At 68.2% G+C, this 24546-nt stretch carries 18 protein-coding genes; 13 read left to right on the top strand and 5 right to left on the bottom strand.

The genetic code is table 11. The features are described 5' to 3' along the window. Positions 1–59: 59 nt before the first annotated feature. From BKY59_RS06310 to BKY59_RS06320, 3 genes are read right to left on the bottom strand one after another with little or no spacing between them, the layout of a single operon-like run. On the bottom strand, positions 60–1352 hold the full coding sequence (locus BKY59_RS06310; RefSeq protein WP_076069595.1) for a four-carbon acid sugar kinase family protein: 1293 nt from the start codon (positions 1350–1352) through the stop codon (positions 60–62). Beyond that, a complete protein-coding gene (locus BKY59_RS06315; protein WP_076069597.1) occupies positions 1349–2614 on the bottom strand; it encodes a ribulose-bisphosphate carboxylase large subunit family protein in 1266 nt (421 codons plus the stop codon). The genes BKY59_RS06310 and BKY59_RS06315 overlap by 4 nt, the downstream gene beginning before the upstream one ends. Beyond that, positions 2614–4437: a beta-L-arabinofuranosidase domain-containing protein gene (locus tag BKY59_RS06320; RefSeq protein WP_076069599.1), complete on the bottom strand. Its 1824-nt coding sequence runs from the start codon at positions 4435–4437 to the stop codon at positions 2614–2616. The genes BKY59_RS06315 and BKY59_RS06320 overlap by 1 nt, the downstream gene beginning before the upstream one ends. Positions 4438–4662: 225 nt before the next feature. Here BKY59_RS06320 and BKY59_RS06325 point away from each other — a divergent pair, with 225 nt between their 5' ends. After that, entirely contained in the window at positions 4663–7377 is a 2715-nt protein-coding gene (locus BKY59_RS06325; protein WP_083671914.1) for a TonB-dependent receptor, read from the top strand. An 816-nt stretch (positions 7378–8193) separates the two neighbouring features. On the opposite strand, the gene BKY59_RS06330 is transcribed toward BKY59_RS06325, so the two are convergent. Further along, on the bottom strand, positions 8194–9360 hold the full coding sequence (locus tag BKY59_RS06330; RefSeq protein ID WP_076069600.1) for a CaiB/BaiF CoA transferase family protein: 1167 nt from the start codon (positions 9358–9360) through the stop codon (positions 8194–8196). Next, entirely contained in the window at positions 9357–10481 is a 1125-nt protein-coding gene (locus BKY59_RS06335; protein ID WP_076069854.1) for an ABC transporter substrate-binding protein, read from the bottom strand. Before BKY59_RS06335 ends, BKY59_RS06330 begins: the two co-directional genes overlap by 4 nt. 117 nt (positions 10482–10598) lie before the next feature. On the opposite strand from BKY59_RS06335, the gene BKY59_RS06340 reads away from it, so the two are divergent. The 12 genes from BKY59_RS06340 to BKY59_RS06395 are packed head-to-tail and all read left to right on the top strand — an operon-like array spanning position 10599 to position 24537. Continuing rightward, a complete protein-coding gene (locus BKY59_RS06340; RefSeq protein ID WP_076069602.1) occupies positions 10599–11768 on the top strand; it encodes a CaiB/BaiF CoA transferase family protein in 1170 nt (389 codons plus the stop codon). Further along, on the top strand, positions 11765–12220 hold the full coding sequence (locus tag BKY59_RS06345; protein ID WP_076069604.1) for a MaoC family dehydratase: 456 nt from the start codon (positions 11765–11767) through the stop codon (positions 12218–12220). Before BKY59_RS06340 ends, BKY59_RS06345 begins: the two co-directional genes overlap by 4 nt. A 1-nt stretch (position 12221) precedes the next feature. After that, on the top strand, positions 12222–13238 hold the full coding sequence (locus tag BKY59_RS06350; protein WP_076069607.1) for a sugar ABC transporter substrate-binding protein: 1017 nt from the start codon (positions 12222–12224) through the stop codon (positions 13236–13238). After that, positions 13232–14728, top strand: a complete 1497-nt coding sequence (locus tag BKY59_RS06355) for a sugar ABC transporter ATP-binding protein (RefSeq protein WP_076069610.1) — start codon at positions 13232–13234, stop codon at positions 14726–14728. The genes BKY59_RS06350 and BKY59_RS06355 overlap by 7 nt, the downstream gene beginning before the upstream one ends. Continuing rightward, positions 14725–15876, top strand: coding sequence for an ABC transporter permease (locus BKY59_RS06360; RefSeq protein WP_076069613.1), 1152 nt, complete (start codon positions 14725–14727; stop codon positions 15874–15876). The genes BKY59_RS06355 and BKY59_RS06360 overlap by 4 nt, the downstream gene beginning before the upstream one ends. After that, positions 15873–16682, top strand: coding sequence for an IclR family transcriptional regulator (locus BKY59_RS06365; RefSeq protein ID WP_076069616.1), 810 nt, complete (start codon positions 15873–15875; stop codon positions 16680–16682). The genes BKY59_RS06360 and BKY59_RS06365 overlap by 4 nt, the downstream gene beginning before the upstream one ends. Then, a complete protein-coding gene (locus BKY59_RS06370; RefSeq protein WP_076069620.1) occupies positions 16679–17866 on the top strand; it encodes an extracellular solute-binding protein in 1188 nt (395 codons plus the stop codon). The genes BKY59_RS06365 and BKY59_RS06370 overlap by 4 nt, the downstream gene beginning before the upstream one ends. Then, entirely contained in the window at positions 17860–18924 is a 1065-nt protein-coding gene (locus tag BKY59_RS06375; protein WP_076069623.1) for a Gfo/Idh/MocA family protein, read from the top strand. The genes BKY59_RS06370 and BKY59_RS06375 overlap by 7 nt, the downstream gene beginning before the upstream one ends. A 1-nt stretch (position 18925) precedes the next feature. After that, positions 18926–19651, top strand: coding sequence for an SDR family oxidoreductase (locus tag BKY59_RS06380; RefSeq protein WP_076069626.1), 726 nt, complete (start codon positions 18926–18928; stop codon positions 19649–19651). Next, positions 19648–21696: a beta-galactosidase gene (locus BKY59_RS06385; RefSeq protein ID WP_240499982.1), complete on the top strand. Its 2049-nt coding sequence runs from the start codon at positions 19648–19650 to the stop codon at positions 21694–21696. Before BKY59_RS06380 ends, BKY59_RS06385 begins: the two co-directional genes overlap by 4 nt. Before the next feature lie 31 nt (positions 21697–21727). Continuing rightward, entirely contained in the window at positions 21728–23353 is a 1626-nt protein-coding gene (locus BKY59_RS06390; RefSeq protein ID WP_240499983.1) for an alpha-L-fucosidase, read from the top strand. Further along, on the top strand, positions 23353–24537 hold the full coding sequence (locus tag BKY59_RS06395; RefSeq protein ID WP_076069632.1) for an SGNH/GDSL hydrolase family protein: 1185 nt from the start codon (positions 23353–23355) through the stop codon (positions 24535–24537). Before BKY59_RS06390 ends, BKY59_RS06395 begins: the two co-directional genes overlap by 1 nt. The last annotated feature ends 9 nt before the right edge of the window (positions 24538–24546 follow it).

The raw sequence follows: 24546 nt of genomic DNA on the forward strand, positions 1-24546 counted from the left end.
TTCTTGGCAGGCTTGAACCAAAAAAACCTGATCGTGCTCCTACCTCTTGCGATCCCGCCTTAACCCGCAGCCGTACCGCGCCGGACCGTCTCGAAGAAATCGTCGCCGCCGATCTGCCCGCCTTTGAGGACCAGTTCGAGACCCTCTATCGCCGGATCGGCGGCATGGGCGCGGACCAGCGGCGCGCCGCGTTCGATCGGCGCGGCCAGCGTCAGCGCGTCGATGCCCAGTTCGGCGACCCCGTGGCTCGACGTATCGCCGCCCGCGAACAGGACACGGCGCAACCCCAGCCGGCGGATCGCCTGCCCCGCGACGCGGCCGAGCGCGGCGCCCAGCCGTTCTCCGGCGGCGGCGGCATCGCCGGTTAAAGGCCCTTCGGCGGAATGGACGATGCTGCGCCCGGCCGCGTCGATCGCCGCCACGCTCTCCATGACCAGCCGGTCCTCTTCCGCCGTCTCACCGCGCAGCAACGCGGCGACGTCGGCGCGGACGGGGTGATAACCGTCGGCGATGCCGCGCGTGATCTGTCGTGCGGTCGCCGGCGAGCAACTGCCGCTGACGACCAGCAACCGGTCGACCGCCCCCGCGTCTGCGCGTGGGCCGCCCGTGTCGCCGGTGACCAGCCCGGTTTCCCGCCACGCCAGCACCAGCGCCCGCGTGACGCCGGAACTGCCCACGGCGAAACGCACCGCGCGGGCCAGCAGCACGCGTCCCGTCTCCGCCAGATCGTCCAACGCCATGCCGTCGAACAGCACCGCATCGGCCGCCCCGCTGACGGCATCGTAGGTGGCGAGCGCTTCCCCGGCCTGGATCCGATCGATCGGCACCAGGGCGATCCGCGCGGTCGTCTGTGCGGCCAGATGGCGGATCAGGTCCGCCTCGTGCATCGGCGTGACCGGGTGATGCGCCATCGTGGGATGCCGGTCGATCCGGAACACCGCCGCCCCCGCCGCCGCGAACAGATTGCCGAACGCGACATAGCGCCGCAGATGCGGTGCGCCGACCACGATCGCGGCCGGCCCGCCGAACAGGCGCACACCGATGTCGATGGCGCGTCCGATCGAACCGGTCGCGGGGCTGCTGTCGAACGTCGAACAGGTCTTGTAATGGACGATCGCCGCGCCGCCAAGGACGTCGTATATGGCCGGCAGCTCTGCTTCCATCCAGTCGGGCGAGCGGCTGCGGCCGTCACCGGCGATCCCGAAGGCGCGAACGTCGGGAAAGCGGGCGCGCAACGCCGCGTCGGGCGGACGGAGGAACAGCACGGCCGGCACCCCGCCTTCGGCAAGCTGTTCCAGCACGTCGGTCGATCCGGTGAAATCGTCCCCGTAGAAGGCGTAGAGCGGCGTCACCCGGCGAACGCCCCCAACGCAGCCTCCAGTTCCGGCGCGTCGCGCGCCGCCTGATCGACCGGAACGCCGGCCACCGCCGCGTCCCACGCCTGGCGCAGCGCGCGCACACCGGCGGCGGGCCCGCCCGGATGCGCCATGATGCCGCCGCCGGCCGCGAACATCAGGTCGGTCGTGCTCAGCGCGGCATAGGTGGGTGCCGCCTGCCGGGCAGACTGTCCGGACGAAAAGACGGGCATGACCTCGCAACCCGGGTGCGGTGCCGGGAACATCGGCGTCAGGCATTCGCGGGCCGACGCGATCACGCTATCGTTGCTCTCGCAGAACTTGTTGTCGATTCCGTTGACGTGCGTATGGTCGATGCCGGCCAGTCGCCACAGTTTCTGGTAGGCGACGAAGCTCATGCCGATCGCGGGGGACCTGCCGAACATGCCCCAACCGTTGCGGTGGCCGTGGATCGGCAGTTGCGCATGCGCGCGTAGCACCTTCATCGCCGGCAGACCGATCGAGTTCATGCTGGCCATCACGCACGTTCCCCCTTCCGCCAGCACATGATCGTGGCGCGCCAGCATTTCATCGATTTCGCCGGTCAGGTTCGCGGCGAACATCACGCGTTTGCCGGTGCGGTCGGCATGGTCGCGAATGACGCGCAGCACCGCCGTGATCCGTTCGTTGAACGGACAATGCGGCCCGTCCGCCTGCAGTTCGTCGTCCTTGATGAAGTCGACGCCCGCCTCCACCAGCACGCGGACCTGTTCGGCGGTGGCATCCGGCGACAGACCGACGCTGGGCTTGATGATCGATCCGATGATCGGTCGGTCGTACACGCCGGCCAGCCGCCGCGTCCCCGCGACGCCGAACTGCGGCCCCTGATACCGATCGAGGAACGCCGGCGGCAACGTGATGTCGAGCAACTTCAGACCGGAAAAGGCCTTCAGCTCGGACAGGTTCCCCGCGATCGCGGCGAGCAGGTTGGGCAGCGACGGCCCGAAATTGACCAGCGGCCAGGACAGGACGACACGTCCGGCCCGCCGGGTCCCGCCCCCCTTGGGCAGGCCCGATCCCGGCAGCGACGGCGCATCGACTGCGCCCAGGTCCGTCACGGATTCGACGCGCGCGGCATGCGCCACGCGCAGCGCATCCGTTTCACCCGGCACCCGGACGAACGTACCGGTCGACTGTTCGCCCGCCATCGTTGCCGCCGCCTGATCGAGCGGGAACGCGGTTTCGATCCAGTAGGTCGCGACGACGCGTTGCCCGGTCATCACGCGACCTTGAAATAGGTGTTGTAGCGTTCGGTCTGGACGTTGAAATACGGCACGAACACCAGGTTACGCCCCCCCACCTCCGTGCGATAGGCCTGCCCGTCACCCGGCATCGGCTCCAGCGCGCCGGGCAGCGCGATCGCGCGGTCCTCGATCCCGTCCCACGGGTTCAGGCCGACATACATGACCGGACCGCGCAGCACGGCGGCCAGGTTCGGGTTGCGGTCGTCGATCGACTGGGTGCGCAGCGTCTGGGGCAGGATGAGGTCGACGGTGTCGCCGGCCTTCCACGTCCGGTTCAGCACGGCCAGCTCGCCGGCCTTCGCGGGCTGCGCCCGGCCATTGACCGCGACGGTGGCGCCGTTCGCCCAGGCCGGTATCCGCAGCTTCATCGCGAAACGGCCGTTGCCCGGCTGCTGCACGGTCAGCCGGACGCTGTCCGCCGCCGGATATTCGGTTTCCTGCGTCACCAGCACCGCGCCGCCCGGACGATCCCAGGTCACTTCCGACGGGGCGTACATGTTCACCATCAGCGCATCGTCGTCGTGGAAATACAGGTTCAGCACATAGTCCGCGACGCCCTGCACCAGCGTACCGGAACAACATGGCCATTTCTGCTGATAATAGAGCTTGTCGGCATCGGGGCCGTAGTTGGAGTAATAGGGGTAGCCGCCGTTGCTGTCGGGCAGGCGCGTCGCCAGGATCGTGTTGTAGATCGTCCGTTCCAGGCCGTCGCCATAGACCGGTTTGCCGGTGAAGCGGATCAGGTAGCGCGCCAGCTTCATGTCGGCGAAGCTGCCGCACGGCGTTTCGAAATGCGCGGTCGAGGTCTTCAGGCTGTCGGCAAGCTTGCCCTTGTGCAGCTCGACGAACTGCTCCTCCGGCCCCCAGCCGCCGCTTGCGAAACGCTGCGGCTCCATGAACGTCCAGGCATTTTCCAGCGCACGGCGATATTTGGGATCGCCGACGTGCAGATAGGCCTGGCCGCCCGAACTCAGCGCGATCGTGTGGCTGTAGGCATGCTTCAGCGGCAGCACGTCTTGGCCCGCGGCCAGCGGATCGAACCATTCGCGGTCGAGCATATAATGGACTGCCATGCGGCGATACTTGTCGTTGCCGGTCACGTCCGCGACATGGAACAGGTTTTCCGGCAGCACATAGGTTTCGTCATAAGGCGGTTCGGTCTTGCCGATCCGGTCGCGCGAGACGGGAGAGATATAGGGCATGCACTTGTCGATGACGATCGGCAGCAGCGTCTTCGCCTGTTCCACACCGCTCAGCCGGTACGCGTCCAGCAGGCCGACGACATATTTGTCCATGACATAGGCAGCCCACTGTGCCTGCGCCTTCGGACCGGCATAGGGGTTCTTCGCCTTGACGATCGCCTTGCCGAACCCGTCGACCAGCGTCGCGACCTTGGCATGCGCGGCCTTGTCGCCGGTGGCGGCACCGATCCGTGCCAGACCCGACACATATTGCCCGAACGCCAGGCCGGGCACGAAACCGTCGGCATCGTACCACCCGCCCATGTCCGGCCCGGGCGCGGGCAGGCCGGCGTTCTGGCGGAAGACCTTCAGCAGCCGATCATTGTCCAGCGCCAGATAATGCGCATGGACATGGTCATAATGCTGCTTGATGACCCCACCGGTCAGCTTGACGGCGCCATAGGGGAATTCGTGCACGGCCTCCTTCCCGCCGCGCAGCGAAGCGACGTCTGCCGCCCAGCCTGCCGATCCGGTACTCAGCGCGCCGGCCGCAGCGGCGCAGGCGCTGCACTGGATGAGCGCACGTCGCGAAAGTCCCGTGTCCGTCGAGCGGTTCATAAACGATCCTCGTCCTGGCCGTTCGCATTCATGGCGCGGCCTCGCCCATCACTCTATACGCATATCATAATACAAATCAATCGATGCGCGGCGGCGGCAAATTTATGCTTCGGGATGGCGCGGATCATGCGCCGACACCCCACGAAGCCTCTTGCGAAGCCCCGCCGATCGCGTCATCATGTTCGCATATAAAATAATACTAAATGAACAAACGGGAGAGGGTTGATGAAGCTTCGGAGATTCCTGGGTGGCGTGTGCGCTTCGGCGCTGCTGACCGGCATGGCGCAGGCGCAGGCCACGAATGCCGCACCGGCAGGCGCGCAGGCGGCGCCATCGGCCGCGGGCCAGCCGTCCGCCCCGCCGATGGCGGACGAAGCGGTCGGCGGTCAGGAAATCGTCGTCACCGGCATCAGGGCGAGTCTGAGCTCCGCCGCGTCGATCAAGCGGAACGCCGATACCATCGTCGATTCGATCGTCGCGGACGATATCGGCAAGCTGCCCGACATCAACGTGACCGAAGCGTTGCAGCGGATCACCGGCATCCAGGTATCGCGCGACGTCGGCGAAGGCGGGTCGATCGCGATTCGCGGGCTTCCGCAGATCGAAACGACCATCAACGGGCGCGATGCCTTTACCGGCACCAGCCGCACGTTCAACTTGCAGGACGTGCCCGCCGAACTGCTTTCGCGACTCGATGTGTACAAGTCGCCGACGGCGAATCTGGTCGAGGGCGGCATTGGCGGCACGGTGGATATCCGCACCCGCCGGCCATTCGACTTCCCGGACGCGGTCATCAGCGGCAGCGCACGCGCACGCTATAACGACCTCAGAAAAAAGGCTGACCCGCTCGTCTCGCTGTTGCTGAGCGACCGGTACGACACGCCGATCGGCGAGATCGGCGTGCTGGTCAGCGGCGCATACCAGCAGCGCACCTACCGCCAGGATTTCAACATCACGGGCGCGCCGCTGCCGCGCACGGACCTTATCGCCGGGCAGAGCGTGAACGCGCCCAACGGCAGCTACAAGGTGCAGGTGCTCGGCAAGCGCCGTCGCGTCGGCCTCAGCGGCACGATCCAGTGGCAGCCGACCCCCGAACTCATGCTCTACGGCGAAGGGCAGTATTCGCGTTTCAAGACGCGGCAGGACCAGAACGGCCTGTTGATCCAGTCCAACCGTGTCGCCGCGCAACCGACGCAACGCACGCCGATAGCGGGCACTTTCACGACCTTCGATGGTACTGGCGATCTCGCCACCGGCTCCTATGCGAACCAGCCGTTCACGCTGCTCGGCGTCTCGCGTGATCTGCTCGACGAAAACCGCACCCTGGCATTCGGCGGCGAATGGAACCGCGACCGGCTCAAGATCAGCTTCGATGTCAGCCACGACAAATCCAAGAGCGATCTCGACTATCGCGAGTTGGACCTGCTCGGCGTCGCGCCACGCTTCAATCAGGATCTGACAACGACGATTCCGTCCTTCTCGCTCGATGGCGTCAACCTCACCAGCCCGAGCAGCTTCACGGTCGGGCCGCTGACGCAGAACGTCAACCGTTCCGACGGCAAGCAGAAGGCGGGTCGGCTCGACGTCACCTATGATTTCGACGGCGGCTTCCTCTCGCAGATCTCGGTGGGCACGCGCTATGCCGATCGCAGCGCGGTTTTTCTGCCGATCCGCTTCTTCCAGACCCCGGCAGCGACCGGGATCGGGCCGGTGTCGCAGTTCATCACGCCCAACCCGATCGACAACTTTTTCAGCAAGGGCGGCGGCAACTCCAGCTTTCCGCAGAACTTCCTGATCGCCTCGCCCGATGCGCTGCGCGGCAATTTCGATACGATCCGCACCGCACTCGGCATCGCGGCGGTGCCCGCGGTGACGCCGCTCGGCATCTTCGACATCAGCGAGAAGACGCTGGCGGGCTATGCGATGGCGAAATATCGTTTCGACGTCGGCATCCCGATCGACGGCAATATCGGCGTGCGCGTGATCCGGTTCCGCGGCAACCTGACCGGCAACACCCCCACGTTCGAGACGGTGACGGTGAACGGCATCGTCACCCGCCGCCAGACCGGCTTCGCCCCGATCAGCAGCGAACCCGCCAGCACCAATGTCCTGCCCAGCTTCAACCTGCGCGCACGTTTCACCGACAGGCTGCAACTCCGGCTCGCCGCGTCGAAGGTGCTGTCCCGGCCCGGCTTCAGCTCCCTGACGCCGTCGCTGACACTGGTGCCGGCACAGGGCGCCGGATCGGGCGGCAACCCGTTCCTCCAGCCGTTCACCGCCAAGCAGCTTGATGCGTCGCTCGAATATTATTACTCGCCGACCGCATCGATCTACGCCGCCGGTTTCTACAAGCGGGTCAACGCGTTCCTGACCACCACGATCGAAAGCAATGTCGACGTTGGCGGCATCCTCTACAATATCAGCCGGCCCGACAATGGCGGCAAGGGCACGATCAAGGGCTTCGAGGTCGGCACACAGGCATTCTTCGACTTCCTGCCCGAGGGGCTGGACGGGTTTGGCGTGCAGGCCAACTATACGCTGGTCGACTCGAAGGCGCCGTCGCCGATCCCGACCCTGACCGTCGGGCTGCCGTCGCTGTCCAAGCACAGCTACAACCTGTCGGCGCTGTACGAGAAATACGGGCTGTCGGCGCGCGTCGCTTACAACTGGCGTTCCAGCTTCTACGAATCGCTGTTCGCCGGCGCTTCGTCGAGCGCTGCGGGGTCGACCCCAATCCCGGCCGGACCCGTGATTCGCAAGGCCTATGGCTGGCTCGACGCGTCGATCAACTACGATGTCACGCCGCAGGTCACGATCTCGCTGGAAGGGAGCAACCTGCTGCGGACCCGGCGCGAAAGCTACTATACTGTCGCGACCCGGTTCAATGACCAGACCGTCGACGATCGCCAGTTCCTGGCCGGCGTCCGCTTCAAATTCTGAACGGGCACCCGTCGCAGTTTCGGCGCCCGGCCTGCCGCCGGGCCCGAAGCTGCGCGCGGGACCGAATCCTACCACAAAGGCTCAGGACGCTGCTCTTGCTGTCGCGCCCTCGAGACCTGCCGACCCGACCCGGGATCGCGCGTGTTACCATGGTGCGCGGACTTGCTCTGGTCGCGGTGGTGACGTCCCCCGTTGTGCCTGACGGTCCGGCACTCGGCCAGCCGCTAACGCTGGACGACCTTCCTCGCCCGTCGGTGCCGGTCGTCAATGCACACCGGATGGACCTGATCGTCGAGCCTGCTACGCACGCTGTTGAAATCCCGCCGGCCGGGGAAACCCGTCGCGCCAACTCTCCACGTTGGACCCGCGTCGATCCCGACGGCCTGTGCCGCTACCGAAATCGGAACCGCGCCTTGCCCGCCGCAGGCCGCGCAGCGTGATGTTCCCGGGCGACCCGATCACCGAAGCGTTGAAACCGGCGGTCCCGTCGCCTTTCGAAAAGGACGTTCTGGACCGCGGTGTGTCGGGCCAGACTACGGGTCAGATGCTGGCCCGTAGTCTGGGTGGACGTGATCGATCTCCATCCAGCGGTCGGGCACATCACGGGCTGACTATGCGGCAGCGAAGAGGCCGGGGTATCTCGATTACCACGCGGAACTGAAGAGTGTGGACCAGGGGATCCGGGATGGCCTCTCGAACGAAGCCGTCCATCCCAACCGCCGCGAATACCCACTGATCACCCCGCTGGCGACCGCAGCGATCAACCGCGTTCTGGCCGGACGGCGGCGACCGACCTACCGAATAACCTGTGTTGCCTCAGTGCGCCGCACGCTCGGGGAGCCCGAGCTCGGCCCGGATGGCGGCAGTATGTTGGCCGACCGATGGGGCGGCCGCAGAGGACGGGGCGCGTTCCCCGGCGATACGCAGCGGACGGCGCGTCGTCAGGATCCGGCTAGGGCCACGGGCCATTTCCTGCAGCATGTCGAGCCGCCCGAACGCCTCGCTCGCCAGCAGGCGCGGCCAGTCGAGCACCGGCGCGCACCACACATCCTCGCTCCGCAGCAGCGTGATCCAGTCGGCCGTCGGGCGGGTGCGCAGTCGTTCGGCGATCAGTCGCTTGATCTCGTCGCGGCGCGTGAAACCGGCATTGGGTTCTCCGGCGAGGTCGACGAGGGTCGGCATGGTCAGCAACCGGCCGAGCGTGTCGAGCGGCGTCATCGCCAGCGCAAGATGGCCATCCTGCGTTGCGTAGACGCCGTAGGGGGCGGCCAGATAGGCGTGCGCATTGTTGAACGCCGATCGCATCGGCAGCTTGCCGTCGTCGTTCAGATGCGTCGTCAGCACCTCGAACTGCAGGTCGACGATCGCCTCCAGCAGGCTCGTCTGGATATGGGCACCCTCCCCCGTGATGCCGCGCCGTACCAGCGCGGCCAGCACACCTTCGACCACCAGATGCCCGGCCAGCATGTCGGCGATCGACAGGCCGAGTGGGACCGGCCCGTCGCCCTCGCTGCCGCTCAGCCACATCGCACCAGAAACCGCCTGCGCCAGCAGGTCCTGGCCGGGCAGGTCGGCCCACGGCCCGTCCTCGCCATAGCCCGAAATGCCGGCATAGACGATGCGCGGGTTGATCGCGCGCACCGCGTCATAACCCAGGCCAAGCCGTTCGATGACGCCGGGACGGAAGTTCTGGATCAGCACGTCGGCCCGCGCGATCAGCGCGCGAACGGCGGTCAGGTCGGCCACGTCCTTCAGGTCCGCGGCAAAACTTTCCTTGTTGCGGTTGATCGCGTGGAACAGCGTCGAATCGCCCGCGATGTCGGTATCGGTCAGGTACAGCGTCCGGCAGATGTCACCCGTCCCTGGCCGTTCGATCTTGATGACCCGTGCGCCCAGATCGCCCAATCGCAACGCCGCCGACGGGCCTGACAGGAACTGCGCCAGATCGAGAACGAGCAGGCCTTCGAGGGGAGACGATATCATGCCGGCAGGCTCTCCGCGAACAGGTGGTTGAGCGCCGCGATCAGCGGCGCGCCTTGCTCGTCCAGCCGCAACGCACGATCCAGCCGGGCGGACGCAGCCGCCTGGAACGCCATCGCGCCGTCATGCCGCGGCCGCAACCATGCGCCGTCCAGCGTCCGCCGCGTGGCGCGATAGAAATCGGCCGTCGCGCGATTGACGCTGTCGTCCTCCCACGCGGCGACATGGGCCGGTTGCCCCCCGGCGGCGGCATAGAGCGTCTTCTGGCAATCGCCGCCTGCGACGAACATGGCGAACGCGGCCGCCGTCGCCGGATCCTGTCCGAACCGCGAGACCGCAATGCCGGTGCCCCCCAGTGCCGATCCGCCATGCCGGCCGTCGCCATCGCCCGGCAGATCGCTGAACCGGATCGGCGATGCCCGGAACCCGGCCGCCGCATAATTCACATAGCCGTAGATCAGCGGGGCAAGGTCGATCGTCGCACCGGGTGCGGCCATCGCCTCCAGCACGGCGATCGGATCCATGTCGAAACAGGCGGGGTCGACGATGCGCGCCAGCCGGCGCAACCGGTCATAGGCCTCGGCCGCCGGCCCGGGCGCGAACAGCATCGGGCCTTCCGCGGCCGGCGCGTGACCGGCAAGACCGCACAGGGTGTACAGGCTCATCAGCGCATGCGGACTGCGCAACGGGCACAGCACCCGCCCGGCCCGCGCCAGGGCCATGACGCCGCCCCAGTCCTCCGGCGCGGCGGACAGGCCGTCGGCACGATAGGCCTGCACCTGCGTCGCGGCATCGATCGGCAACGCCCATTGCCGCCCGGCCCAGCGGTAGCTTTCGAACGATCGCCCGACGAAGTCGCCCGGTCCGCCTGTCCCGCCGAACGGGACCAGGCAATCCTCGGCGACGATCTGACCGACGTGCGGGTGATCGATCACGATCATGTCGTAGGTTTCGGCCAGCGACCGGACCGGGAACGTCTCGAAATCCTGTAACGACCGCCGGTCCCACTGGATCGGTCGGCCGCCTTGCCGCCGCCATGCGTCGGTTGCCGCGACCAACGGGTCGTAGCCCCGCGGATGATCCCACGTCATGCCCCGAAGCGGCCCACGCGCGTCGCTGCCCATCGTCATCCCCTTCTCTGGTTGACTTCATTTACCGACAAACATATCGTCTGCATATAAACAATAAATACGGGAGAGTAGCGTGGCTCATCGCAACAGGCAGCCTGTGCCGGCGTCGGCGTGACACCGCCTCTCTCTCTGCCGCTGGATGGCGTCGTCGTTCTGGATTTTAGTCAGTTTCTCGCCGGGCCGTCCTGTGCGCTGCGCCTGGCCGATCTGGGCGCACGGGTCATCAAGGTCGAACGGCCCGACGGCGGCGACGGTGCCCGTTCGCTTAGCATGGCCGACCAGCATTTCGATCGCGACACCGCGCTGTTCCACACGATCAACCGCAACAAGGAAAGCTACGCGGCGGACCTGAAGGACCCTGCCGACGCGGCGCGCGTCCGGGCGCTGATCGGCCGCGCCGACGTGCTGATCCACAATTTCCGGCCGGGCATCATGGACCGCCTCGGTCTCGGCTTCGACGCGGTGACCGCGCTCAACCCGCGCATCGTCTATGCCGGCATCTCGGGCTACGGCCATGCCGGGCCGTGGCGCAATACGCCGGGGCAGGACCTGCTCGTGCAGGCGCGCACCGGGTTCGCCTGGCTGTCGGGCGATGCCGCGGATGGGCCGGTGCCGACCGGGCTGGCCGTGGCCGACATGGCGGCCGGCGCACAGCTGGTGCAGGCCATCCTTGCGCTGCTCGTCCGACGCGGCGTCACCGGTCGCGGCGGTCGCGTCGATGTCAGCCTGATGGAAGCCGCGATCGATCTGCAGTTTGAACCACTGACCGTGTTCCTGAACGGCAGCGGGGACGCGCCACGCCGTTCGGCGGTCAACAACGCCAATATCTACCTCATGGCGCCCTACGGCATCTATGCCACCGCCGACGGCCATGTGGCACTGGCGATGATGCCGGTCGATAGGCTGGGCGTGCTGATCGGCTGTTCCGCGCTGGCCGCTTTCCCGGCCGACCGCTGGTACGCCGATCGTGACACGATCAAGCAGGCCATCGCCGATCATCTCGTCACCCGGCCGTCGCGCCACTGGCTGGACATTTTGGAACCCGCCGGACTGTGGGCAGCCGAGACGCTCGACTGGCCCGCCCTGGTGGCGCACGATGCGTTCGCCGCGATCGATCCGGTTCAGCCGATCGTCGCGGCGGACGGTGCCACGATGCAGGTCACCCGCTGCCCGATCCGGGTCGATGGCCGCATCCTGCGCTCGCCCCGTCCCGCCCCGCGGCTGGGCGCCGACACCGCGTCAATTGCCACGGAATTTCAGCTGGACGAGGAAGCCGCATGATCGTCGAATCCTACTTCGAGGATATCGCCGTCGGATCGCGCCGAACGAGCTTCGGCCGGACGATCACCGAAACCGATTTCGTCGTCCATGCCGGGCACAGCGGCGATTTCTTCCCGCATCACATGGACGCCGCCTGGTGCGCGACGCAGTCGATCGGTCAGCGCATCGCGCATGGCACGCTGGTCTTCACGGTCGGCATCGGCCTGACCGCCAGCGTCATCAACCCGCACGCCATGTCGACCGGCTATGACCGGCTGCGCTTCGTGCGGCCCGTGCATATCGGCGACACGATCACGACGCACACCCATATCGCCGACAAGCGTGATCACCCCAAGCATGCGACGCACGGCGTGGTGGTGGAGGCGGTCGATATCCGTAACCAGCACGACCAGACGGTGCTCGCCTGCGAACATCTCTATCTCGTCCTGCGCCGCATGCCGGCCGCCGCCTGACATGCGCGTGCGCCATCCGGTGCGGCTCGTCCTGGCTGGTGCAGTCGCGCTGGTCGCGGCCGCGTCGGTGACGGGGATGGCGACCCGCGTGCGTGCGACGACGCCTTTCTTCGCGGCGCCGACGACCGGTACGGAACGGCCGCGCTACGGCCTGTCCAGCGTCGGGCTGAGCTATCCCTTCGCCGCTGCGGTGGCCAAGGGGTTCAGCGACGCGGCCCACGCCGCCGGGGCGGAGGCGGTAGTGCTGGACGCGCGCGGCGACGTGCAGAAACAGGCGAACGATATCGAGGATCTGATGGTCCAGCGGGTCCACGGTATCGCGCTGATGCCGCTCGACTCGGTCGTCGCGCAGACCTGGGTCGATCGGGCGGCGCGCGCCGGCATGCCGATCGCCGCCGTCGCGGCGCAGGTCGGCGATCCGCGCCGCCGCGCGATCCGCAATGTATATCCGGGCCTGTCCGCGCTCGCCACGCAGGACGAGGTCGAGGCCGGACGCGCGGCCGGCCGGCTGGCGGCGACCCTGCTGCCCGCCGACCGCCCGGCGGCGATCGCGATCATTGAGGGCGCGGCCGGTTTCCCCGAAGTCGAACAGCGCGCGCGCGGCTTCCGCCAGGGTCTGGACGAAAGCGGCGCACGCTATGCGATCGTTGCGTCGCAACCGGGCAACTGGACGTCCGAGAAGGGCGAGGCCGCGTGCCAGAACATTCTGACCGCCCGTCCCGGCATCGACCTGTTCTTCAACGAGGCGGACGACATGCTGGTCGGCTGTGCACGCGCGGTCCGCGCGGCACAGTCCCCGGCGAAGCTCATCGGCGTCGGCGGATCGAAGCTGGCGATCGCATCGATCAAGGCGGGCGCCGCGCAGGGCACCGTCTGCTTCAAGCCTGAAGCATTGGGCGCGCTCGCCTTCCACGCGCTGGCCGATGCGCGCGGCGGTCCGCCGGCCCGGCGCTTCCTCACCTACCCGCTGCCCGCCGTCACGCGCGCGACGATCGACCGGTGCGTCGGACAATGGTGACCCCGCTGCTGCTGGCGCAGGGCGTCGCCAAGACGTTTCCCAACGGTACGATCGCGCTGCACGGCGTCGATCTCGCCTTGCGGGCCGGGCGGGTCCACGGCCTGCTCGGCGCGAACGGCGCGGGCAAGTCGACGCTGGTGAAGATCCTGAGCGGCGCTCTGCCGGCCAGCGGCGGGACGGTCACGTGGCGCGGTGCGTCGGCACGATGGACCGGCCCCGCCCGCGCCCGCGCCGCCGGGATCGCCACGATCTACCAGCATGTACCGCTGGTGCCGACGCTGTCCGTGCTCGAGAATATTCTGCTCGATCGCGGTGGCTGGCGACGCGACCGGCGCGACCAGCGGGCCGAGGTGGCCGCCCTGCTGGCGCGCGTCGGCCATGAACTCGACCTCGACGCGCTGGTCGGCGACCTGCCGATCGGCGCACGCCAGATGGTGGCGATCGTCCAGGCGCTGGCCAGCGGGGCGGACCTGATCGTCATGGACGAACCGACCGCATCGCTGGCCGGGCACGAGCGCGAGACAGTCTACCGCATCGTCCGGATGCTGGCGCATGCCGAACAGCGCGCCATCCTGTTCATCTCGCACTTCCTGGACGAAATCGTCAGCCTGACTGACGAGGTTACCGTGCTGCGGGACGGGCGCGTGGCGCTGAACGCGGAGACGGCGACGTTGGACGAGGCCGCCATTGCCGCCGCCATCGCCGGACGCAGCGTGACCGCCCTGTCGCGCACGGCAGACCGCTGGATCGGCGCGCCGGCGCTGGTCGCGACGGGTCTCTCCGTCCCCGGCCGGCTCGGCGCCACCGACATCACCGTCGCCGCGGGCGAGATCGTCGGCATCGCCGGGCTGCTCGGCTCGGGACGCAGCGAATTGCTGCACGCCATCTTCGGCGCGCATCCGGTCCAGACGGGCAACGTCCAGCTGCACGGCCAACCGGTCGGGCCGTCACCGGAGGAAGCGGTGGCGGCCGGGATCGCGCTGGTGCCGGAGGATCGCGCCGCACAAGGCTATATCCCGCAGTTCGAGATCTGGAAGAATATCGGCCTGCCGCACGTCGGCGCAGGCAGCTGGCTGCTCGATCCCGCCGCCGAACGCGGCGCGGCCGACGCGGCGATCGCCCGGCTGGCGATCCGTACGCCGGATGCCGACACGATCGTCACCGACCTGTCCGGCGGCAACGCGCAGAAGGTGGTCATCGCCAAATGGCTGGGTGAACGGACCCGCCTGCTGCTGCTGGACGAACCGACCGCCGGGATCGACATTGGCGCACGTACCGACATCCTGCAGCTGATCCAGTCGTTCGCGGACGACGGGCTGCCCGTGCTCCTAGTCTCGTCGGAATTTTCCGAACTGATCGCGATCTGCGACCGCATCCTGGTGATGCGCGACGGCCGGATCGTGGCGGAACGGCGCGCAGGCGACATCGACGAACAGGGGCTGATCCTCCTTGCCGGGGGCACATTGCCGACAGTGGAGCAGGCCGCATGACGATATGGACCAAGCCGGCGAGCCCAACCTGGCGGACGGGCCTCGGCCTGCGCGATGCGGGCGTCTATTATGCGCTGCTGCTGCTGCTGATCGTACTGGCGCTCGTCGCGAACGCCGCGGGCCGGCCCGGCTACCTGTCGCCCGCCAATCTAGGGAACATCCTGTACCAGGCGTCGCTGGTCGGCATCATGGGCGTCGCGATGACGGTCGTGCTGATCACCGGCGCGTTCGACCTGAGCGTGGGCTCCGTCGCGGCGCTGGCTGCCGCGATCCTGGTCGGACTGGCGGACGGCATCGGCTTCGTGCCCGCCGCCGGTGCCGCGCTGGCGACCGCGGCGGCGGTCGGGCTGCTCAACGGCGCGATCGTCAACTTCCTGGGCATCAATGCCTTCATCGTGACGCTCGGCACGCTCACCGCAGTCCGCGGGCTCGTGCTGGTGCTGACCGACGGTCGGTCGCTGATGGTCGAGAATGGCGACACGCTCGCCCGCATGCTGGCCTTCGAGAGCAGCCGCATTCCGCTGTTCGGCGCACTGCTGGTCGTCGCGGCGCTGCTGGCGGTCCGGGCCTGCCTCGCCTTCATCCGGGCGCGTCGCGTCGGTCCGGCCATCGCCGCGCTGGCCGTGCTGCTGCTCGCGCTGTTTCTGGGGCGCGACTTCACCGTCGCGCCGCCCGTCCTGTACCTCGCGATCGTCACGACCGCGGCCTGGTTCGTACTTGCCCGCACGGTCACCGGTCGGCGGCTCTACGCGGTCGGCGGCAATGCGGAGGCGGCGCGCCTGTCGGGCATCGACGTGCGCGCCTACAAGATCGGCGCGTTCGTGGTGTCGGGGCTGGCCGCGGGGTTTGCCGGCGTGCTGTTCGGCTGCCGGCTGGGCGCGGTCAACCCGACCGCGCTGCAGGGATCCGAACTGACCGTCATCGCGGCGGCGATCCTCGGCGGCACGTCGCTGTTCGGCGGGGCGGGCAGCGTGGTCAAGACGGTGACGGGCGCGCTCATCCTGTTCACGCTGACCAACGGTTTCAACATCCTCAATCTCGGCGCGAACTATCAGGGGATGATCGAGGGAATCGTCGTGATCGCGGCGGCCGCGATCTACACGGTGGGCGGGCGCGGCCCCCGCCGTGCTGCTGGAGCAGCCCTATGATCGCAGACGTCACCCCCGAAACCGAGGAGAAGCGGCTGCGCTACTCCGTCCCCGCGCTCGAAAAGGGGCTCGATATCCTCGAATATCTCGCCGAACAGGCGGTGCCGGTCACGCAGGCGCACGTCGCGCGCGCCCTGAACCGGCAACCGGGCGAGCTGTTCCGGATGCTGACCTGCCTCGAAGGGCGCGGTTATCTGCACCGTGATGCCGGATCGAACGGCTATGTGCTGTCGCTGCGGCTGTTCGAACTGTCGCGCATCCACTCCCCGCATGAGGCGCTGTTGCGCGCCGCGCGTCCGCTGATGCGTGCGCTGGCGGACGAGGTGCGCGAAAGCTGCCACCTGAGCGTGCTGCACCGCGGATCGGTGCTGGTGCTGTCGCAGGAGGAAAGCCCACGCGCCTTCCGCCTGTCGGTCGAGGTCGGGTCGCAGCATCCGCCGATGCGCACGACGTCCGGCCGCCTGCTGCTGGCCGGGCTCGAACCCGAGGCGCTGGCCGACACGCTTGCCGACCAGGCCGACTGGGCGAATGCGGACGAAACCCGCCGCTCCGGTTTCGTGCAGCAGCTGGACATGATCCGCCGTACGGGGTTCCATCACAGCACCGGCGAACGCTTCGTCGGCGGGGCCGATATCGGCGTGCTGGTCGGCGGGCACGGGTCGGCGGTCAACGCCGCGCTGACGATCGCGCGGTTGATCGAAACCGACATGCCGTCCGATATCGAATCGTTCACTCGCCCGCTCGCCACCTGCGCCGCCGCGATCGCGCACCGCGCCGGGCTGATCGCACGGACACCGCCGGCATGACCACAACCCTGCGCATCGCGGTCCGCCGCTTCGATCCGTTCGTCCGGGCGATCACCCGCCAGTTCGCGGACTTCGTCACGGCGACCGGCGCGGACGCCGTAATCGATGCGCAGCCGCTGGACCTCAACCCGCTGCATCATGCGCTGTTCACGGCCGGTGGCCTCTGCGACGGATCGTTCGACATCGCGTTCCTGGCGACCGACTGGCTGGCGGAGGCGCAGGCGGGCGGGCTGGTCGAAAATCTCGATCCCTGGCTCGATCGCGCCCCCGTCCCGGATTTCCCTGACGGCTGGAGCGCGTCGCTGACCGGCCTCCAGTGCTTTGCCGGCGGCTATTGGGGCATGCCCTACCATGACGGGCCGGAATGCCTGATCTACCGCCGCGACCTGCTGGACGCCGCCGGGATCGCCGTGCCGCGAACGTGGGACGCGTTCCATGCCGCCGCGCGTGCGATCCATGCCCCGGACCGCGGCATTGCGGGGACCACGCTGGCGCTGTTCCCGGACGGGCACAACAGCTTCTACGATTTCTGCATCCAGATCTGGACCCGCGGCGGCGAACCGTTCGACGCGGCAGGGCGCCCCTGCTTCACGGGGCCGCACGCCACGGCCGGACTGGACTTCATCCGCACGCTGGCGCGGGATGGCGGTGCGGTGGACCCGGACTGCGCCGCGCTGGACAGCGTCGCGACGGGGCTGCGGTTCTGCGCGGGCAAGGTCGCGTTGATGGCGAACTGGTTCGGTTTCGCCGCACTGGGCGAGGCGGACGACAGCCCGGTCCGCGGCCTGATCGACGTCGCGCCGCTGCCGGCCGGGCCGGGCGGGTCGAGCGTTTCGCTTAACGTCTTCTGGGTGCTGGCGATCGCGGCCGGATCCCGCAACAAGGCGCTGGCCTGGGATTTCCTGCGTCACTGCGCCCGCGCGGACATGGACCGCATCACCACGCTGGAAGGTGCCATCGGCTGTCGCCGGTCGACCTGGGCCGATGCGGAGGTCAACCGCCGCGTGCCCTATGCGCACCGGCTCGACTGGCTGCACGACCATGCCCGCGCGATGCCCCATCATCCGCGACTGGCGGAGATCAGCCACATCGTCGACGACCTCGTCACCGCGGCCACCACCGGCGACGTCGCGACCGAAACGCTCTTGACGGACGCACAGGCGCGGGCGGAACGGCTATGCTGAGCCCGCTCCGCCAGACCTGGCCGCTGCCGACGTCGCCGAAACCGATCGTCGTCGTCGGAACCGGCGGCATCGTTGCCGACGCGCATCTGCCGGCCTATGCGCGCGCCGGACTGCCGGTCGCGGGACTCTACGACCGAGATCCGGCCCGCGCGGCGGCGCTAGCCCGAACCTGGTCGATCCCGCGCGTGTTCGGCTCGCTCGCGGAGGCCGCCGAACAGGACGCCGTGTTCGACGTGGCCGCCCCGCCGCACGCGCACCGTGCGATCCTGTCCGCGCTGCCGCCGGGGGCCACCGTCCTGTTGCAGAAGCCGATGGGGCTGGACCTGACCGACGCGACAGCGATTCTCCATCTGTGTCGCGCGCGCGGGCTGACCGCGGCGGTCAACTTCCAGCTGCGCTATTCCGCGATGATGCTGGCGATCGCCGATGCCGTCGCACGCGGGCGGCTGGGTCGGTTGACCGAGATCGTGATCGACGTGAACCTGGTTACGCCGTGGGGCCTGTTCCCGCACCTGAAACCCAATCCGCGTGTCGAGATCGTCTCGCACTCCATCCATTATCTCGATGCGATCCGCGCGATCGCCGGCGAACCGCGCGGCGTGTTCGCGCGCACGATGGGCCATCCGTCCAGTGACCTCGCCCAGACCCGCACGTCCGCGATCCTCGATTACGGCCCCGAACTACGCGTGCTGCTGTCGATCAACCATCATCATGATTTCGGACGCCGGTTCCAGCAGGCCAGCTTCCGGGTCGAAGGCGACGCCGGCGCCGCCGTGGCGAAGCTCGGCGTGCTGCTCGACTATCCGCAGGGCGAACCCGACGAACTGTGGCTCGCCCCCCGCGGCGGTCCGTTCGCGCGGGTGCCGCTGTCCGGCGCGTGGTTCCCGGATGCGTTCATCGGCCCGATGGCGAACCTGCAACGCTTCGCCGCAGGCGAGGACGACGTGCTCGCCACCGGGGTCGAGGACGGCTGGCGCACGATGGCGCTGGTCGAGGCCTGTTACCGCGCCGCCGACCGACCGGGCGAACCGATCCCTTCCCTACCGACTGGAGACTGACATGACGGACCTGACCGGCCGTACCGTCCTCATCACCGCCGCCGGGCAAGGCATCGGCCGGGCCGCCGCGATTGCCTTCGCCGCGACGGGCGCACGCGTGATCGCCACCGATATCGCGGAGGACAAGCTCGCCACGCTGGCCGGCATGGCGGGCATCACCACGGCGCGGCTGAACGTGCTGGACGATGCCGCGGTCGAACGGCTGGTCGATGCGGAGCCGCAGATCGATATCCTGTTCAACTGCGCGGGCGTCGTCCACGACGGTACGCTGCTGAACAGCGACGATGATCAGCTCGACTTTGCCTGGGAACTGAACGTCAAGGCGATGGTGCGGATAGCACGCGCGGTGCTGCCGGGCATGATCGAGCGGCGTGACGGGGCGATCGTCAACATGTCGTCGGTCGCCTCCAGCATGAAGGGCGTCCCCAATCGTTTCGCCTATACCGTCACCAAGGCAGCAGTCCTGGGCCTCACAAAGTCGATCGCTGCCGATTATGTGACGCACAACGTCCGCTGCAACGCGATATGTCCCGGCACTGTGGACACGCCGTCCCTGCAGGACCGCCTGACGGAGGGCGGGGAAGACCGGCGCGCCGCGTTCCTTGCGCGCCAGCCGATCGGCCGGCTCGGCACGGCGGAGGAGATCGCGGACCTTGCCGTCTATCTGGCGGGTGCCACCTACACTACCGGACAGGCGCATGTGATCGACGGCGGGTGGACGCTGTGAGGATCACGCTCCTCGCCACCTGCGCGCTCCTGCTCGGCGCACCCGCCGCCGCCGCGCCGTCCGCGCCCGCCGCCGCGCACCAGGTCCAGTCCGACAAATTATGGTTCGGATCGGCCTGGTATCCCGAACAATGGCCGGAAGAGCGCTGGCCGCGCGATCTCGCCCTGATGAAGGCGCAGGGCGCCAACGTCGTGCGCATCGGCGAATTCGCCTGGAGCCGGATGGAGCCGGCGGAGGGGCAATATGACCTCGACTGGCTCGTCCGCGCGGTCCGGCTGGCGGCGCGGTACGATATCAAGGTCGTGATCGGGACGCCGACCGACACGCCCCCGGCCTGGCTGACGACGCGCTACCCCGACACGCTGCGCGTCGACAGCGACGGCAAGCCGGCGATCCACGGCGGCCGTCGGCAATTCTCGATTTCCAGCCCGCGCTACCGCGACCTGTCGCGCCGCGTCGTCGCCGCGATGGCTGCGAAGCTCGGCCGCGAACCGAACGTCGTTGGCTGGCAGATCGGCAACGAATATACCGACGAAAGCTACGATCCGGCCGCCCGAGCCGCGTGGCATCGCTGGCTCGCGGCCAAGTACAAGACGCTGGACGCGCTCAACGACGCGTGGACGACATCCTACTGGTCGCAGACCTATTCCGCCTGGGATCAGGTCCCGTACAGCAGTGTCGCGGGCAACCCCGGCTGGATGATCGACCAGAAACGGTTCATCACCGACACCTGGGTCGATTTCCAGAAGGTGCAGGTCGATGCCCTGCGCGCGGGCGTTGCACCGCACATGTTCATCACCACCAATCTGGGCGGGCTCGGCTGGGCCAACCGGTTCGATCGTTATGCCATCAACCGCGATCTGGATCTCGCGTCGTGGGACAATTATGTCGGTACCGGCCATCTGGAACCCTATCGCAACGGGGCCACGCACGATCTGGCGCGCGGGTGGAAACGCCGTAATTTCTGGGTGATGGAGGCGCAGCCCGGCTTCGTGAACTGGGCCGGCGTGTCGAACATGCTCGACCGCGGTGAATCGCGCGCCATGGCGTGGCACATGGTCGGCCACGGTGCGGATGCGCTGTTGTACTGGCAATGGCGCAGCGCCCCCAACGGGCAGGAACAATATCATGGCGCGCTGGTCGGCGCCGATGGCGAACCGATCCCCTTCTATACCGAGGCGCAGGAAATCGGCCGCGATTTCGCGAAGGCGTCCGCGGCGCTGGCCGGCACGGAACCGGTTTCACAGGTCGCGATCCTGCAGGATTACGACAGCCGCTGGGCGATCGATTTCCAGCTGCACAACAGGGAATACGACCAGATCAAGGTGCTGCTCGACACCTATCGCCCGCTCAAGGACCGGCTGGGCGCGGTGGACATTGTGTCGGCCGCCGGTCCACTCGACCGCTACCGGCTGGTGTTCGCGCCAAGCCTCAACATGATCCCGGCGGCGCTCGGCCGGCATCTGGCGGCCTATGTCCGCGCCGGCGGTCACTTGGTGCTGGGGCCGCGCAGCGGCATGAAGGACGAATATAACCGGCTCGATCCGCACCGCCAGCCGGGTCCGCTCACCGAAATGCTGGGCGGCCGGGTCGAGCAATTCTACGCGCTGGACGAAACCGTACCGGTCGGCGGCGGCACCGCATCGATCTGGGCGGAACAGCTGGCCACCCGGGCGCCCGACGCCACCGTCCCGTTGCGCTACGGCAAGGCGAACGGCTGGATCGACGGACAGCCCGCGGCGGTCAGCCGGCCTTATGGCAAGGGGCGGATCACCTATCTGGGTGCGCTGCTCGATCCGGCGTCGATGGACCGCTTCGTCGCGGCGCGGATGGCGGAGGCGGCGGTGACGCCCGACTTTGCCGTCCCGGCCGGCGTCGAACGGATGATCCGCACGGGCAAGGGCCGCACCGTCACCATCCTGGTCAATCATGGCCGGACGCCGCAACCCGTTACCTTGCCGATGGCGATGCGCGACGTGCTGAACGGTGGCAGCGTTTCGGCGCTGACCCTGCCCGCGCGCGGCGTCGCCGTGCTCGACCGCTGACCGACGAACAACACGAAAAGGGGAGAGAGCCATGAAGGCCACCATCATGCTGACCGTCCTGCTGGGCAGCGCTGCGCCGATCGCGGCGCAGACATCGACTGCACCGCCGATCACGCCATTGCCCGCCCTGCCCGCGACTTATGACGGCGGCTACCGTCCGGACGCGGTCGCCCGCCAACTCGCGACAGTCGAAGCCGGAACGAAGCGCGGGCCCTTCAAGCCGGACTGGAAATCGCTGGCCGCGTTTACTGTGCCGGAATGGTTCCGCGATGCGAAGTTCGGAATTTTCATCCACTGGGGCCCCTACTCAGTGCCCGGTTTTGCCAGCGAATGGTATTCGCGCAACATGTACGACAAGCGCAGCCCGGCGTTCACCTATCACCGCAACGTGTTCGGCGCGCAGGACAAGTTCGGGTACAAGGACTTCATTCCGCAATTCAAGGCCGAACGGTTCGATCCCGCACAATGGATCGCACTGTTCCAGCAGGCCGGGGCGCGCTACGTCGTGCCCGTCGGCGAACATTGCGACGGCTTCGCGATGTACGCCTCGAAGATGACGCCGTGGAATGCCGCCGAGATGGGTCCGAAGCGCGACGTTGCGGGTGAACTCATGACCGCCGCGCGGGCGAAGGGCATGCATTTCGGCCTGTCGTCGCACCGCGCGGAACATTGGTGGTGGTATAATGAAGGCCGCGCGACCGGCGACGTGGGCGACCCGCGCTACGCCGCGCTCTATGGTCCGGCGGCCCCGCGCACCCTGCCCGCGGACAATCCGGCAAGCGAGCCCGATCCGGCCCATCTCGAAAACTGGTTCCCACCCGACAAGCCGTTCCTCGACGACTGGCTCGCCCGCACGACGGAGATGGTCGACAAATATCAGCCCGAGATGATCTACCTCGACTGGTGGACTAGCGCGCCCGCGTTCGAACCCTATCTGCGCCGCCTGTCCGCTTATTATTACAATGAGGCCAAGCGGCGTGGCCAGGGGCCGGCGATCGCGTACAAGGGCGAAAATTTCCCGGCCGGTGCCGCGCTGTTCGATGTCGAACGCGGCAAGCTGGACGCGCTCCGCCTGCTGCCGTGGCAGACCGACACGTCGGTCAGCATCAAGAGCTGGGGCTATGCGCAGGACGACAATTACCGCACGCCGAAGTCGCTGATCGCCGACATGATCGACGTCGTGTCGAAGAACGGCAACCTGTTGCTGAACGTCGGGCCGAAGGCGGACGGGACGATCCCGGACGAAATCCAGACCGTGCTGCGCGGCATGGGCGCATGGCTCGGCACCAATGGCGAGGCCATCTACGGCACCCGCCCGTGGAAATATTTCGGCGAAGGCCCGTCCGTCACGGTGACCGGCGAGAAGAAGGAGAATCCGAACAGGACCTGGTCGACCGCGGACATCCGTTTCACGACGAAGGGCGACACGCTCTACGCGCTGGGGCTGGAACGGCCGGCCGACGGCCGGGTCCTCGTCAAGACGCTGTACACCGGCACCCCCTATCTCGCCCGTCCGATCGCCGCGGTGACGCTGCTCGGCACGGCAGCCCCCGTCCGCTGGGAACAGACGGCCCGGGGCCTGGCCGTGACGCTGCCGTCCGATCCCGGCGGGACCATGCCCTATGCGTTGAAACTGACCTTCGCAGGGGGCCGCTGATGCGCCGGCTCGGGTTCCATCTGACGCTGGGCGCGATGCTCAGCCTTTCGACCCCGGCTGCGGCGGCGTGGCGCACGGCCTGGATGGCCGCCCCCTTCCCGACGACCCCGGTCCTGGTGCCCGACGACCTGCGCGTGTTCGAACGCCAGACGGTGCGCCAGACGATCCGCGTCGCGACGGGCGGCACGCGACTGCGGTTGCGGCTCAGCAACGAACTCGGCGGCACGGCGGTGCGGTTCGCGGCCGTCCATGTGGCGAAGCTCGATGCGGACGGCCGAACGATCGCGGGCAGCGACCGCGCGGTGACCTTCGCTACGGCGGCCGGGGCCGACATCCCGGCTGGCGCCCCGCTCGTCAGCGATGCGTTTGCCTTGCCGGTGGCACCGCTCGATCGGCTGGCGATATCGGTCGTCTACCGCGATCGCGCAACACCCGTCGCGCATCTGCTACGCGTCGCCGTGGGGCCGGGCGATCAGGGCAGCGCCGCGACGCTGGCGAACGCGGTCACGGCCCGCGCACCCGCCATCGTGGCGGCGCTCGAGTTGAATCAGGCCACCGATGGCCCGCTGATCGTCGCGATCGGTGATTCCATCACCGAAGGGGCCGGTTCGACGCCCGGCACGTTCCGCGGCTGGCCCGACCGGCTGGCGGAACGGTTTGCCGCGCGCCCCGCGAAACACCGTCCGGTCATCGTCAACGCCGGGATCAGCGGCAATCGCGTCCTGCGCGACGGGGCAGGCCCCAACCTGCTTGCCCGGTTCGACCGCGACGTGCTGGCGGTGCCCGGCGCGACGCACGTCATCCTGATGGAGGGCATCAACGACATCGGCAATGGTGAGAAGACCGGCGCCCCCGTATCGGCGGCCGAACTGATCGCCGCCTACGGCCAGGCGATCGCACGGGCGCATGCCGCCGGCCTGCGGATCATCGGCGCGACGCTGACCCCCTATCGCGGCGCCGCCTACTTCACCCCGGCGGGCGAAGTGACGCGGCAGGCGGTCAACCGCTGGATCCGCACCGGCGGCGCGTTCGACGGCGTGATCGATTTCGACCGCGTCGTTGTCGATCCGGCCGACCCCAGCCGCATCCGCGCCGCGTTTCATCCCGGCGATCATCTGCACCCCAACGATGCCGGCTATGCCGCGATGGCCGCCGCGATCGATCCGGCGCTGTTCACGCGCTGATCGATCGCC

The sequence above is a fragment of the Sphingomonas montana genome (assembly GCF_001956315.1).
Classification (GTDB): domain Bacteria; phylum Pseudomonadota; class Alphaproteobacteria; order Sphingomonadales; family Sphingomonadaceae; genus Sphingomonas_R; species Sphingomonas_R montana.